Raw genomic sequence first — 13,103 nt, 5'->3', positions numbered from 1 at the left:
CTCGATGTCACACGATCCCTTTCAGGAACGAGAAGCTGAAAAGTACGAAAACCCTATTCCAAGCCGCGAGTTCATTCTTGCCCACCTGGACAAACGTGAAAAACCGGCCAGCCGTGAAGAGCTGGCAGAAGAATTAGCGATAAGCGGAGAAGAGCAGACTGAAGCGCTGCGTCGCCGCCTGCGCGCCATGGAGCGTGACGGGCAGTTAGTGTTTACCCGCCGCCAGTGCTACGCGCTGCCGGAACGCCTGGACCTGTTAAAAGGTAAGGTCATCGGTCACCGCGATGGCTTCGGCTTCTTACGCATTGAAGGCAGCAAAGATGACCTTTATCTCTCTGCCGAACAGATGAAAATGTGCATGCACGGGGACATGATCCTCGCGCAGGCCATGGGCGCTGACCGTAAAGGTCGCCGCGAAGCACGCGTGGTGCGTGTGGTTGAACCGCGTAACGCCCAAATTGTTGGCCGCTACTTCACTGACTCCGGCGTAGGTTTTGTGGTGCCGGATGACAGCCGTCTGAGCTTCGACATCCTGATCCCGGCTGAAGAGCTGATGGGGGCTCGCATGGGCTTTGTGGTGGTGGTGGAGCTGACTCAGCGTCCCACCCGTCGTAGCAAAGCCGTGGGTAAAGTCGTTGAAGTGCTCGGCGATAATATGGGCACCAGCATGGCCGTCGATATGGCGCTGCGCACCCATGATATTCCGCATGAATGGCCGGAAGCGCTGGAAAAACAGATTGCTCATCTGAGCGAAGAAGTGCCGGAAGATGCCAAACAGGGCCGCGTTGATCTGCGCGATCTGCCGCTGGTGACCATCGATGGCGAAGACGCACGTGACTTTGATGACGCCGTTTTCTGTGAACGTAAACGCGGCGGCGGCTGGCGTCTGTGGGTAGCGATCGCCGACGTGAGCTACTACGTGCGTCCTGGCACCCCGCTGGACGATGAAGCGGTTAACCGTGGTACTTCGGTGTACTTCCCGTCTCAGGTGGTGCCAATGCTGCCGGAAGTGCTGTCCAACGGCCTGTGCTCCCTGAACCCGGAAGTGGACCGTCTGTGTATGGTGTGCGAGATGACCATCTCCTCCACCGGTAAGCTGACCGGCTATAAGCACTACGAAGCGGTGATGAACTCCTTCGCGCGTCTGACGTACAACAAAGTGTGGAACATCCTCCAGGGGCATCAGGAACTGCGCCAGCAGTATGAGCCGCTGGTAAAAGACCTCGAAGAGCTGCACCGCATGTACCTGGCGCTGGAAAAATCGCGTGAACAGCGTGGCGGTATCTCGTTTGAAACCGATGAAGCGAAATTTATCTTCAATGCCGATCGTCGTATTGAACGCGTGGAGCAGGTTTCCCGTAACGATGCGCATAAGCTGATTGAAGAGTGCATGATCTTAGCGAACATTGCCTCGGCGCGTTACGTTGAGAAAAACAACGAGCCAGCGCTGTTCCGCGATCACGACCGTCCAGGCGATGAAAGCATCAAGAGCTTCCGCTCCGTGCTGAATGAACTGGGCCTGACGCTGCCGGGTGGCGATAAGCCGCAGCCGGTCGATTACTCAGCGCTGCTGAGCCAGATCGCAGGTCGTCAGGATCACGAAATGCTGCAAACCATGCTGCTGCGTTCGATGAAGCAGGCGGTTTATGACCCGGAAAACCGTGGCCACTTTGGCCTGGCGCTGGCGTCCTACGCGCACTTCACGTCGCCTATCCGTCGTTACCCTGATCTGCTGTTACACCGTGCCATTAAGTATCTGCTGGCGAAAGAAGCAGGCACCTTGCAGGGCAATACCACCCCAACGGGCGGGTTCCACTACGAGATGCCGCAGATGCTGCAACTGGGCCAGCACTGTTCGCTGACTGAGCGCCGCGCGGATGAAGCGACCCGTGATGTTGCGGACTGGCTGAAGTGTGACTTTATGCAGGACCAGGTCGGTGAAACCTTTACCGGGGTGATCTCCAGCGTAACCGGGTTTGGCTTCTTTGTGCGTCTGACCGACCTGTTTATCGACGGTCTGGTTCATGTGTCTACCCTGGATAATGACTACTATCGCTTTGATGCCATAGGTCAGCGTCTGATCGGTGAATCCGGTGGCCGTACCTATCGCCTCGGCGACACGGTGGAAGTGCGTGTTGATGCGGTGCATATGGACGAACGTAAGATCGACTTCGCCCTGATCTCAAGCAGCCGTAAACCGCGTGGCGAAGGGAAAACCGAACGCGAACGCGAAAAACGTGCGGCACCGAAGAACAGCGGCAACCGCCGTCGTGCACCGCGCAAAGGGGCCAACTTTGAGCCGGACAGCGCTTTCCGTCCGGCCAAAGCCGCTGACGGTGCTGCTCCCGCCGCCGCGAAAGAGAAAAAACCGCGTAAGCCATCGGATAAAACCCGTAAAATCGGGGCCGCCACTCGTGCGAAGCGAGCAAAGAAAACCGACGGCGCATAACCGCATCCGGGCGACGCGTGCGTCGCCCCTACAGCGTAGGGGTCAGGCATGCCTGACCCGCACACGCGCAAATAACGAACTACTGAGTCAATGAAATGAGTGAAATTGTTTTTGGTATCCACGCCGTACAGGCGCTGCTCGACAGCGATCCACAGCGTTTCCAGGAAGTGTTTATCCTGAAAGGGCGTGACGATCGCCGTTTGCAGACGCTGGTTAAAGCGCTGGAAGCGCAGGGCATCGTTATTCAGGTCGCGAGCAAGCAGGTACTGGATAGCAAATCAGAAGGCGCTGTTCACCAGGGGATCATTGCCCGTGTGAAACCGGGGCGTCAGTATCAGGAAGGCGATCTGCCGGATCTGCTGGCCAGTCTGGACAGCCCATTCCTGCTGATCCTTGATGGCGTGACCGACCCGCACAACCTCGGCGCCTGCATGCGCAGCGCGGATGCAGCAGGTGTGCATGCGATCATTCTACCAAAAGACCGTTCAGCCCAGCTGAATGCCACGGCGAAAAAAGTCGCCAGCGGCGCGGCAGAACATATTCCGTTGATCCGTGTCACCAACCTGGCGCGCACGATGCGTGTGTTGCAGGAAGCGAACGTGTGGATCGTGGGCACCGCAGGTGAAGCTGACCACACGCTGTACCAAAGCAAAATGACCGGCCCAATGGCGCTGGTGATGGGTGCGGAAGGGGAAGGCATGCGTCGTCTGACGCGTGAGCACTGTGATGAGCTGATTAGCATTCCGATGGCGGGCAGCGTCTCTTCGCTCAACGTCTCGGTTGCAACGGGTGTTTGCCTGTTTGAAGCGGTGCGTCAGCGCAGCGCAAAATAACTGTCCGGGGCGTGTTCACGCCCCGATATTCTCTATGTTCCCCGATTACTTCACGCCACTGTCAGTGATACCCACCCCATAGAAAATCGCACTGGCGTACCACAGACCCGGTGCCACCGTCTCATTGACCAGCAACACTTGATAGTAACGTGCGCCGGCGGCATTGGCTTTCGCTGCCAGTGCCCGCACGGCATCATCCGGGGATCCCCGCACGGTCACGCTGGCACTACCGAGGCGTGGCAAAGTGGCACTTTGCGCACGATTGATCTCTACCGCCTGTGCGCCAGGCGGCGGGGGAGGCTGCGGCGTACTTTTCAGCACGCTACAGCCGCTCAACAACAGGGCAAACAGCAAAGCGGTTATCAGACGCATCGTCATCATCTCAACAAGATACCGGCAATCAGTGTACGCCAGTTTATGACTTGACGTTAAACACCTGCACCAGTTCTTTAAGATGATGTCCCTTACGGCTGAGCTCCTGCGCGGTCTGCTCAGAATGTATCACCCGTTCACTGTTCTGATGCGTGGCCTGGCCGATTTGTGCCATCGCAATATTGACATGAGCGATGCCCGTCGATTGCTCGTGTGAGGCCACGTTAATCTCACTCATTAATGCCTTCACCTGGTCCATGCGCCCGGTAATGTTATCCATCGCCTGGCGGGTTTGTTCGGACAGGTCGTGCCCCTGCACCACTTTACGCAATGAGTCGGCAATCAGATGGTCAATCTCTTTGGCCGCATGCGCACTGCGTTGCGCCAATGCCCGCACTTCGGCAGCGACTACCGCGAAGCCTTTCCCGTTTTCTCCGGCACGTGCCGCTTCTACTGCTGCATTCAGGGCCAGAATATTGGTCTGGAAAGCAATGGACTCGATCACCTGCGTGATATCTGCAATGCCCTGTGATGCCGTCTTGATATCGGACATGGTGACAACCGACTGGCCAACGGTGGCTGAGCCTTTGCTGACGGCCTCCGCCGCTTCACCGACCAGTCGCAGTGCCTGAGTGACATTTCCGGCGTTCTGTTCCACCGTGGCACCAAGCTGCTCCATACTCGCGGATGTTTCCTCAACGCTGCTGGCCTGGCGGGTAATCTGCTCGCTGATGTTACTGCTGCTGGTCACGATAGCTTCGGTTCCGCTGGCAATCTCATCAGCAGCGTGACGTACCTGAGCGACAACGCGTTCCAGCCCGTCGCCGATGCCGTTAATCGCCACGATCAACTGTCCCACTTCGTCCTGGCGGCGGGTGCTCAATGTCGCCAGCAGATTACCGGCCGCATACTCGCGCGCCAGGGTGATCACCTGTTGGAGTGGCTGGCTGAGCCAGCGGCGAGTAATCCAGACGAACAGCACGGCAAACAGCCCCACCAGTGCGGCACCGATCAGCAGAAACAGATTCCGTGTCTGCTGAACAGGTGCCAGCAGGCTGGCCTTGTCAACGTCACCTACCACGACCCAATTCCATTCCGGTAAATATTGCCAGGCGAGGATTCTCTCCTTCCCCTTATCGTCAGTGGTTTCCAGTGTTCCTCGTGGCTGGCTTAACAGCTGCTGCCGGGCCTCGTGCGGTAGATCCGGCATTTTACCTTCAAGGGAGGAGTGGAACAGATAGTGGCCATTCAGTTTCCCCGGTGCACGGTTTAGCACGTAAAAAGATCCACTGTCGCTGAGATGCTTCGCCAGCACTTTCTGGCGTATCACCGCATACTGTTTGGTGATATCCACACCGACAAACAGAATGGCAATCACCCGACCTGCGTCATCACGTACCGGCTGATACTGAGTGATGTAGCGCTTGCCAAATAACAGGGCAACACCGCGAAAAACCTCGCCTTTCTGTATCGGTTGCCAGGCGGGGCTGCTATGGTCAAGCTGGGTGCCGATAGCGCGTTCACCATCCTCTTTACGCAAAGAGGTGGAGATGCGGATAAATTCGTTGTCCTGGGTTCGGACGAAAATGGTGGCGATGGCGCCAGTACGTTCCTGGAAATCATCCACCAGTACCTGATCAAGGTTCAGGGTGCGCAGCCCGGCACGCAGTGTGGGTGTCTGCTGTTCACCGACCGCGATATGCTGTGATTCATCCAGCGAAAAGCGTTTCGGCAGGAAGCTCTGGAATAATCCGGTGTAATTGCTAACTTCTTCACCCAGGGTGGTGTTAAACATACTGGCCATATCGCCAATGCCATCCACCTGGTTATCCATATCGGCCAGCGTCAGGGTATGGACTTGTTTTGCTGCATTGTGGCTCAGTGTCAGGGTTAAAATAATAAACAGTACTGCCACGCTCAAAGAGGTCAGTACTGAAAGTTTTACGCCCAGACTCCATGTCTTGAGAGAGAGACGTTTCATCGTTATGCCTTAAATCGTTAGGGTCTTACACGAGTTAACGGCAGGGGAAGGGTAAAATTTACCCTATAAAAGCAGTGGGAATTCGGCGTGGTATATTGTGATCGATATCACATTAGTGCTCTTTTACTGTTAATCCTTCATGTGGCGCTATGTTCCTGATAAGGGAGAGTGTGGCGCTGAATTTGACAAGGAGATGTAATGATTGAAGTCAACACAGAAATTTTCGCCAATATCGAATGTTTACATGCCTGCCCGGCAGGAAAAATGCATGAACCCCTCCCCACCGTGCTGTTCTATCATGGCTACACCTCGTCAAAAGAGGTTTATTCCTACTTTGCGGTGGCGCTGGCGCAGGCGGGTTTTCGCGCCATTCTGCCCGATGCGGATATGCACGGGGCGCGTTACAACGGTGACGATGAACGTCGATTGACCCATTTTTGGGAGATCCTGCGCAGTAATATTGACGAACTGCCTGGCATTGAACGGGCACTACGTGAACAAAAACTTGTGGACGGCGCGCGGCTGGCGGTAGCCGGGGCCTCGATGGGGGGGATGACTGTGCTGGGTGCACTGGCACGCTACCCGCAGCTGCGCAGCGCAGCCTGTATGATGGGATCAGGCTATTTCAGCCAACTGGCACAGACACTGTTTCCGCCGTTTGTGGCGCGTAGCCCGGACGAGCGAAAAACGCTGGCTGAACGGTTGGCGCCGCTGGCGGAATATGAGGTCAGTCATCAGCTCGAAAAACTGGCTAACCGGCCTCTGCTGGTGTGGCACGGTGAGGCGGATGATGTGGTTCCCGCCGCTGAAAGCGTCAGGCTGGAGAAAGCGCTGCGTGAAAGCGGGCAGAATGCTAACCTGACCTTCCTGACGGAAAAAGGTATTGGGCACCGCATCACACCGCCTGCGCTGACCGCCATGACGGCATTTTTTAAACATCATTTGTAATTTTAGGGATGCGCGAAGAAAAAGACCGCCCCAACCGTAGGGCGGGGGCCTTCTTTTCTGGTTCCCCCGAAATACCCTGCTGAACACCGATCTTTACCTTGTGTTATCCCCTCCCCGCAAGTATGATTACGCGTCAATTTTTCAGCCGCATTCTCAGGTTGTGACCCGGCACTATTTGGTCACGGCTTATAACGTTCCTTGCTTCCATGGGCCGCGGTTGACCCCGACAGGAGGCTGAATAATCCGTAAGGAGCAAATTCGATGCGTCATTACGAAATCGTATTTATGGTTCACCCTGACCAAAGCGAACAGGTTCCTGGCATGATCGAGCGTTACTCTGCAACCATCACTGGTGCAGAAGGTACGATCCACCGCCTGGAAGACTGGGGCCGTCGTCAGCTGGCTTACCCGATCAACAAACTGCACAAAGCCCACTACGTTCTGCTGAACGTTGAAGCTCCGCAGGAAGCGATCGATGAGCTGGAAACTAACTTCCGCTTCAACGACGCCGTTATCCGCAGCATGGTTATGCGCGTTAAGCACGCGGTAACTGAAGCATCTCCGATGGTTAAAGCGAAAGATGAGCGTCGTGATCGTCGCGAAGATTTTGCTAATGAAACCTCTGATGATGCAGATGCTGGGGATTCTGAAGAGTAATTTCCGTGACGGCTAACCGACTAACGCTGTCTGGCACTGTGTGCAAGACGCCAATGCGAAAAGTCAGCCCGTCAGGAATTCCACACTGCCAGTTCGTGCTTGAGCATCGTTCAGAGCAGGTGGAAGCCGGTTTTAACCGGCAAGCCTGGTGCCGTATGCCGGTGATTATCAGCGGCAAAGCCCATCAGGCGATTACTCAAAGTATAACGGTCGGCACGCAGCTAACTGTTCAGGGTTTTATTTGCAGCCATCAAGGGCGCAACGGCCTGAACAAACTCGTACTGCATGCCGAGCAGATTGAATTGATAGATTCTGGAGACTAGCCAAATGGCACGTTATTTCCGTCGTCGCAAGTTCTGCCGTTTCACAGCGGAAGGCGTTCAAGAGATCGATTATAAAGATATCGCAACGCTGAAAAATTATGTCACTGAAAGCGGTAAGATCGTACCGAGCCGTATCACCGGTACTCGCGCAAAATACCAGCGTCAGCTGGCTCGTGCTATCAAGCGCGCGCGTTACCTGTCCCTGCTGCCGTACACTGATCGTCATCAGTAACGGCAACTGTCCATTAACGACTTTAAGAGGATAAGGTAATGCAAGTTATTCTGCTTGATAAAGTAGCAAACCTGGGCAGCCTGGGTGATCAGGTTAACGTTAAAGCGGGCTACGCTCGTAACTTCCTGGTACCACAGGGCAAAGCTGTTCCTGCTACTAAGAAAAACGTTGAATTCTTCGAAGTACGCCGTGCAGAACTGGAAGCCAAACTGGCTGACGTTCTGTCTGCAGCTAATGCACGTGCTGAGAAAATCAATGCACTGGGCACCGTTACCATCGCGTCTAAAGCAGGCGACGAAGGTAAACTGTTCGGTTCCATCGGTACCCGTGACATCGCTGACGCAGTAACTGCGGCTGGCGTTGAAGTGGCTAAGAGCGAAGTTCGTCTGCCGAACGGCGTTCTGCGTACTACCGGTGAGCACGAAGTGGACTTCCAGGTTCACAGCGAAGTCTTCGCTAAACTGACTGTAAACATCGTTGCTGAAGCTTAATCGGCCTTAGTATCGCATGAAAGAACGCCGCCCCTCGGGGCGGCGGTTTTTTTTTTTTTGGCGGGAAAATTGGCTATATTTTTTGCCATTTTTTGCCTGGGCAGTGCTCACAATCCTCACGTACTGCGTGTACGCTCCGGTTGTTACGGGATGTCCGTGCCAAAACGGGCTGCAACAATAACGCCAAATCCACAGGCAATCTTCATCATTAAATCAGTTTGCTTTTAAGAACGTCCCGTCGGGCTGTCGGGTAAACAGTATCTCGCCATTTGCCCCTTCCAGCGTTAATCCCGTCACTATCGCCTGTGCATTCTGGCGGATTTTCACCGTCTGCCCGGCATGTAAGGTGCTGAGGGGTTTGTCATTGCCTTCTACCTGCGCCATCGCAAACACATCATTGACGGGCAGATTATTGTCGCGGAACAACTGCGCCAGCGTCTGACCAGGAGCAATGGTGTATTCACCCCAGGTTCCCTGATCATCCTGCTGCGGCGTAGCAACCGGGGGCGGTGGCGCATCCGTGATTTCAGCCTGTAAAGGCACGTCGGTGGCGGACGAGCCACTCTGCATCGGCGTCACGGCGCGGTGTGGCGTCGGGGCGGGCCACAGGAAGGCCAGCAGGATCACCAGTACAGCGGCAATAATGCCACGACGATGACGCGGCGGCAGTGGGTCCATCCAACGAGCCTGGTCTGGCAGGTGCCAGACACGGTTGAACCATAATGGTAAGCGTGATGTGAGCGATGCATTAGGCATGGCCTCTTCCTCCTGACGCGAACCTCGCGCTATCGGTAAGCTTTTCATCAGCCATTGCTTAACTCTGGCAACAAAAAGCGGCTTTTTCCTTCGCCTGCGGGCAATCTGGCCCATTTAAACCTCTGAATACGTGTGCTGAACCGTTATCCGTCATGCTCAGGATGCAAATCCTGGATAAGGGTAAAGTATAGGCCCAAGAGCCATAGCGGTGCTGAATAGTGAGAGGCGTTATTGTTTCCGTTTCCCAGGGAAAAGTCACCAGGGGAAGATGGGATTTTACGCCTGTTGTCTGCGCTGTTATGCTTCGTCTTCGGTTTTATCAATGATGAAAGGAAAATTCATGACAACCCCTTCTTTTGACAGCGTTGAAGCGCAAGCAAGTTACGGTATCGGTTTACAGGTCGGTCAACAGTTGCAGGAATCTGGTTTGCAGGGTCTGCTGCCGGAAGCACTGCTGGCAGGTCTGCGCGATGCGCTGGAAGGGAATGCCCCGTCCGTTCCTGTTGATGTGGTTCACCGTGCCCTGCGTGAAGTTCACGAGCGCGCTGAAGCGGTCCGTCAGGAGCGTCAGAAGGCCATGGCAGTTGAAGGTCAGAAGTTCCTGGAAGATAACGCGCAGCGTGAAGGCGTCAGCAGCACCGAGACCGGTTTACAGTTCAGCGTTCTGACTCAGGGCGAGGGCGCAATCCCATCCCGTCAGGACCGTGTACGCGTACACTACACCGGTAAACTGATCGACGGCAGCGTGTTCGACAGTTCCGTACAGCGTGGCGAACCGGCTGAGTTCCCGGTAAGTGGCGTGATCCCTGGCTGGATCGAAGCACTGACTCTGATGCCAGTGGGTTCCAAATGGGAACTGGTGATCCCTCACAACCTCGCTTACGGCGAGCGCGGAGCGGGTGCATCCATCCCACCATTCAGCACCCTGGTGTTTGAAGTGGAACTGCTGGAAATTCTGTAAGTCCTGCGGCACGCCCGTCACTGACATGCGTCGGGCGTGCCTCGTTGTTACGGTTTTAACTGATACACCGCAAAACCAATCTCATCCGTTCCCACCTGCTTCATCGGATATTGCCCATGGCTGCGAATAAACGCAGCGGCTTTTTCTCCCGGTGCCGTTTCAAACCGAATATCCAGCGGTGTGCTGCTGTGAATCGGTGCCAGTCGCCAGTTATTATCAGCCTGGGGTTTCACTTCTCCCTGTTCCTTTGTTTGCGCACCAATATACGCCGCCAGCACCGCCCGGTTCTCATCCGGCGAAGCGAAAGCAATCTGTTTATCACCGGTTCCGGCAAATTTCCCGCCATAAGCACGATAGTTATTGGTGGCGATCAGGAAGGTTGCCTTCGGGTCGATCGGTTTACCGTTAAACGTCAGATGGCGAATGCGTGAGGCCTGGTTATTGATCAAGCCGCACTCAGCGTCATAGCGTGCAGGCTGCGTAACGTCAATCTGGTAGTCCACCCCATCAATCACATCAAAGTTATAGGTGCGGAAATCCCAGTTGATCAGTGACTGCGGTTTGCTGCTATGAACATTAATCTGATTGAACTGCCCGGCAGAGCACTCCAGCCACTGTTTCACCTGTTCCCCGGTTGCTTTCACCACCACCAGCGTATTCGGATAAAGATAGAGATCGGCGGCATTACGGAACGTGAGCTGTCCCTTATCCACTTCGACATAGCTGGCCGGATCGTTTTTACGGCCTCCGGCTTTAAACGGCGCAGCGGCGGCCAGTACCGGCAGATGCGCCAGGTCAGGATCACCCTGAATAAAGTGTTCGGTATAGGCGCGCTGCGCGTTATTGACGATCTGAACAGTTGGGTCGTCCTGTACCAGAGACAGATAGCTGGCCATCACATCCGCTGATTTGCCGATAGGCTGGCTGACAAATTCCCGCGTGGCAGCATGATCGGCCGCCAGTACGCTGACCAGCGCCTGATCTTCGGGTGCCAGCGACTGCTTCGCAACTTTGTCATAAACCGGACGCGCTTCAGCGCGTGCGCTGCTCACCTGCCAGCGGCCAGCGTCATTGTTCAGCACCAGATCGACCACGCCCAGGTGATCGCCCCACATGCCAGGCATGACGGCCGGAATGCCGTTCAGCGTTCCCTGGGAGATGTCTGCACCTTTGATATTGGCAAAGTCTGCACTGGGGAACACGGCGTGCGCGTGACCAAACATAATGGCATCAATGCCCGGCACCTGGCTTAAGTAGTAAACCGAGTTTTCAGCCAGTGCGTGATAAGGTTCGCTGGAGAGCCCGGAGTGAGGGATCGCAACAACAATATCCGCTCCCTCCTTGCGCATTTGCGGCACCCATTTCTTCGCCGTTGCTGTGATATCGTCAACGGTCACTTTGCCCGTCAGATTGGTTTTATCCCAGGTCATAATCTGCGGTGGCACAAAGCCGATATAGCCGACCTTCAGGGTATGCGTTTTGCCGTCACGGTCGCGGACATCAACGGATTTAATCAGATAAGGGGTAAACAGCGGCTTCCCGCTTTTGACGTCGATGACATTGGCATTGATATAAGGGAAGCGTGCGCCGTGAATGGCCTTTTTCAGGTAATCGAGGCCATAGTTAAACTCATGATTCCCCAGATTTCCGACGCTATAATCGAGGGTATTCATCGCTTTATACACCGGATGGACATCGCCGTCCTTCAGACCTTTGGCTGCGATATAGTCCCCCAGCGGACTGCCCTGAATCACATCGCCGTTATCGACCAGTACGCTATTGGTCACTTGCTGGCGTGCGCTGGCAATCAGTGAGGCGGTACGGACCAGACCGTATTTTTCGGTCGGCTGATCTTTGTAATAATCGAAATCCATCATATTACTGTGCAGATCGGTTGTTTCCAGGAGGCGAAAATCAACCGTGGCGGCCGTCAGCGAATGGCTGATAAGCAAGGCAGTCAGCGTGAGGCAAGTTTTGAACATGTCTTTTCCCTTTATGTTCCGGATTAAACTTTCGTAACCCTCTCAGAATAGTGTGAAATTGTGTCGTGTCATGACAGTAAATTGTGATGACGATCGCGTATTTAACCCCCCGGAGGGCGTGTGGCACAGTGCAACCCCTGACGAGGGGCAATCTGTCCGAAAATGACAGGAAAGCGTGTTCCCTCACAGCAGGTACGTTATGCTGTTGAAAACAAATGGCTAACCCAGTGCGTTACCCACGGTATAACGACTCACAGAGTGAACTGCTATTCTCAATAGAGAGGCGTTTAGGTTTACACAGCGGTGGCCGTGATAACGTCAGGCAATCAGGAGGTGGACAGTGTTAGAACAAATTTGCCAGATGGCGCGTGAAGCAGGCGATGCCATTATGCGGGTCTATGATGGCGAGGCCCCGCTGGATGTGGCGCATAAATCGGATGACTCACCGGTCACCGCGGCGGATATTGCCGCACACAAAGTGATTGTCGCCGGACTGGCGGCGTTGACGCCGGATATCCCCGTACTGTCAGAAGAAGATCCGGCGGGTTGGGATGTGCGTCAACACTGGCAGCAATACTGGCTGGTTGACCCTCTTGATGGCACCAAAGAATTTATCAAACGTAACGGCGAGTTCACCGTTAACATCGCCCTGATCCAGCAGGGTAAACCGGTGCTGGGCGTGGTGTACGCCCCGGTGCTGAAGGTGATGTATTCTGCTGAGGGCGGCAAAGCCTGGAAAGAAGAGGGGGCTAAAAGGGTGCAGATTCATGTGCAGGATGCGCGTCCGCCGCTGGTGGTCATTAGCCGCTCTCATGCTAAATCTGATGACGAGCTGAAAGAGTATCTGGCACAAATGGGTGAGCACCAGACCACGGCAATTGGGTCATCGTTAAAATTCTGCCTGGTGGCGGAAGGGCAGGCGCAACTCTATCCACGCTTTGGACCGACGAATATCTGGGACACCGGCGCTGGTCACGCCGTCGCGCTGGCAGCCGGTGCTCATGTGACGGACTGGCAGGGGAAAACGCTGGATTACACCCCGCGTGAATCCTTCCTTAATCCGGGCTTCCGCGTATCAATTTATTGATTCACAGGACATCGAAATAAGGGCCGATCGG

Annotated in this window: 13 protein-coding genes; 9 read left to right on the top strand and 4 right to left on the bottom strand. The window is 55.0% G+C overall.

Features of this window, described 5'->3' with window-relative positions:
* Positions 1–4: 4 nt before the first annotated feature.
* Together rnr and rlmB are read left to right on the top strand one after the other, a co-directional pair.
* Positions 5–2,449: a ribonuclease R gene (gene rnr / locus WH279_RS21985; RefSeq protein WP_133842551.1), complete on the top strand. Its 2,445-nt coding sequence runs from the start codon at positions 5–7 to the stop codon at positions 2,447–2,449.
* Positions 2,450–2,544: 95 nt separating this feature from the next.
* Positions 2,545–3,282, top strand: a complete 738-nt coding sequence (gene rlmB / locus WH279_RS21980; protein ID WP_062745656.1) for a 23S rRNA (guanosine(2251)-2'-O)-methyltransferase RlmB — start codon at positions 2,545–2,547, stop codon at positions 3,280–3,282.
* Positions 3,283–3,327: 45 nt separating this feature from the next.
* Here rlmB and bsmA read toward each other — a convergent pair whose 3' ends face one another.
* Both bsmA and WH279_RS21970 read right to left on the bottom strand, forming a co-directional pair.
* Positions 3,328–3,654 carry a biofilm peroxide resistance protein BsmA gene (gene bsmA / locus WH279_RS21975; RefSeq protein ID WP_159336796.1) on the bottom strand — a complete coding sequence of 109 codons (327 nt, stop codon included), beginning with the start codon at positions 3,652–3,654 and terminating at the stop codon, positions 3,328–3,330.
* Positions 3,655–3,697: 43 nt separating this feature from the next.
* Positions 3,698–5,635, bottom strand: a complete 1,938-nt coding sequence (locus WH279_RS21970; protein WP_339458878.1) for a methyl-accepting chemotaxis protein — start codon at positions 5,633–5,635, stop codon at positions 3,698–3,700.
* A 198-nt stretch (positions 5,636–5,833) separates the two neighbouring features.
* Here WH279_RS21970 and yjfP point away from each other — a divergent pair, with 198 nt between their 5' ends.
* From yjfP to rplI, 5 genes are all read left to right on the top strand, one after another.
* On the top strand, positions 5,834–6,583 hold the full coding sequence (yjfP, locus tag WH279_RS21965; RefSeq protein WP_339458875.1) for an esterase: 750 nt from the start codon (positions 5,834–5,836) through the stop codon (positions 6,581–6,583).
* Positions 6,584–6,844: 261 nt separating this feature from the next.
* Positions 6,845–7,240 (top strand): 30S ribosomal protein S6, encoded by a 396-nt coding sequence (gene rpsF / locus WH279_RS21960; protein WP_034891402.1) that lies wholly within the window; start codon positions 6,845–6,847, stop codon positions 7,238–7,240.
* 5 nt (positions 7,241–7,245) lie between these two features.
* Positions 7,246–7,563, top strand: coding sequence for a primosomal replication protein N (gene priB, locus WH279_RS21955; protein ID WP_159336799.1), 318 nt, complete (start codon positions 7,246–7,248; stop codon positions 7,561–7,563).
* A 4-nt stretch (positions 7,564–7,567) separates the two neighbouring features.
* On the top strand, positions 7,568–7,795 hold the full coding sequence (rpsR, locus tag WH279_RS21950; RefSeq protein ID WP_062745644.1) for a 30S ribosomal protein S18: 228 nt from the start codon (positions 7,568–7,570) through the stop codon (positions 7,793–7,795).
* A gap of 38 nt (positions 7,796–7,833) precedes the next feature.
* Positions 7,834–8,286, top strand: a complete 453-nt coding sequence (rplI, locus tag WH279_RS21945) for a 50S ribosomal protein L9 (protein ID WP_133842546.1) — start codon at positions 7,834–7,836, stop codon at positions 8,284–8,286.
* A 213-nt stretch (positions 8,287–8,499) separates the two neighbouring features.
* Here rplI and WH279_RS21940 read toward each other — a convergent pair whose 3' ends face one another.
* A complete protein-coding gene (locus tag WH279_RS21940; protein ID WP_418903903.1) occupies positions 8,500–9,156 on the bottom strand; it encodes an OapA family protein in 657 nt (218 codons plus the stop codon).
* A gap of 226 nt (positions 9,157–9,382) precedes the next feature.
* Here WH279_RS21940 and fklB point away from each other — a divergent pair, with 226 nt between their 5' ends.
* Positions 9,383–10,003 (top strand): FKBP-type peptidyl-prolyl cis-trans isomerase, encoded by a 621-nt coding sequence (gene fklB / locus WH279_RS21935; RefSeq protein WP_133842544.1) that lies wholly within the window; start codon positions 9,383–9,385, stop codon positions 10,001–10,003.
* Positions 10,004–10,050: 47 nt separating this feature from the next.
* On the opposite strand, the gene WH279_RS21930 is transcribed toward fklB, so the two are convergent.
* Entirely contained in the window at positions 10,051–11,985 is a 1,935-nt protein-coding gene (locus WH279_RS21930; RefSeq protein WP_339458869.1) for a bifunctional 2',3'-cyclic-nucleotide 2'-phosphodiesterase/3'-nucleotidase, read from the bottom strand.
* 340 nt (positions 11,986–12,325) lie between these two features.
* Between WH279_RS21930 and cysQ the strand changes: the two genes are divergently transcribed.
* On the top strand, positions 12,326–13,072 hold the full coding sequence (gene cysQ / locus WH279_RS21925) for a 3'(2'),5'-bisphosphate nucleotidase CysQ (protein ID WP_133842542.1): 747 nt from the start codon (positions 12,326–12,328) through the stop codon (positions 13,070–13,072).
* Positions 13,073–13,103: the final 31 nt, after the last annotated feature.

Origin of the sequence: Erwinia sp. MYb375 (genome assembly GCF_037479175.1) — a bacterium.
GTDB lineage: Bacteria > Pseudomonadota > Gammaproteobacteria > Enterobacterales > Enterobacteriaceae > Erwinia > Erwinia rhapontici.
The sequence above is the reverse complement of the archived record's forward strand: the minus strand, read 5'-3'. Positions and strand labels throughout refer to the sequence as shown.

What these genes read in the sequence shown, in the direction of transcription:
- rnr (WP_133842551.1), top strand. Translation starts at nt 5, where the DNA reads ATGTCACACGATCCCTTTCAGGAACGAGAAGCTGAAAAGTACGAAAAC.
- rlmB (WP_062745656.1), top strand. Translation starts at nt 2,545, where the DNA reads ATGAGTGAAATTGTTTTTGGTATCCACGCCGTACAGGCGCTGCTCGAC.
- bsmA (WP_159336796.1), bottom strand. Translation starts at nt 3,654, where the DNA reads ATGCGTCTGATAACCGCTTTGCTGTTTGCCCTGTTGTTGAGCGGCTGT.
- WH279_RS21970 (WP_339458878.1), bottom strand. Translation starts at nt 5,635, where the DNA reads ATGAAACGTCTCTCTCTCAAGACATGGAGTCTGGGCGTAAAACTTTCA.
- yjfP (WP_339458875.1), top strand. Translation starts at nt 5,834, where the DNA reads ATGATTGAAGTCAACACAGAAATTTTCGCCAATATCGAATGTTTACAT.
- rpsF (WP_034891402.1), top strand. Translation starts at nt 6,845, where the DNA reads ATGCGTCATTACGAAATCGTATTTATGGTTCACCCTGACCAAAGCGAA.
- rpsR (WP_062745644.1), top strand. Translation starts at nt 7,568, where the DNA reads ATGGCACGTTATTTCCGTCGTCGCAAGTTCTGCCGTTTCACAGCGGAA.
- rplI (WP_133842546.1), top strand. Translation starts at nt 7,834, where the DNA reads ATGCAAGTTATTCTGCTTGATAAAGTAGCAAACCTGGGCAGCCTGGGT.
- WH279_RS21940 (WP_418903903.1), bottom strand. Translation starts at nt 9,156, where the DNA reads ATGGGCCAGATTGCCCGCAGGCGAAGGAAAAAGCCGCTTTTTGTTGCC.
- fklB (WP_133842544.1), top strand. Translation starts at nt 9,383, where the DNA reads ATGACAACCCCTTCTTTTGACAGCGTTGAAGCGCAAGCAAGTTACGGT.
- WH279_RS21930 (WP_339458869.1), bottom strand. Translation starts at nt 11,985, where the DNA reads ATGTTCAAAACTTGCCTCACGCTGACTGCCTTGCTTATCAGCCATTCG.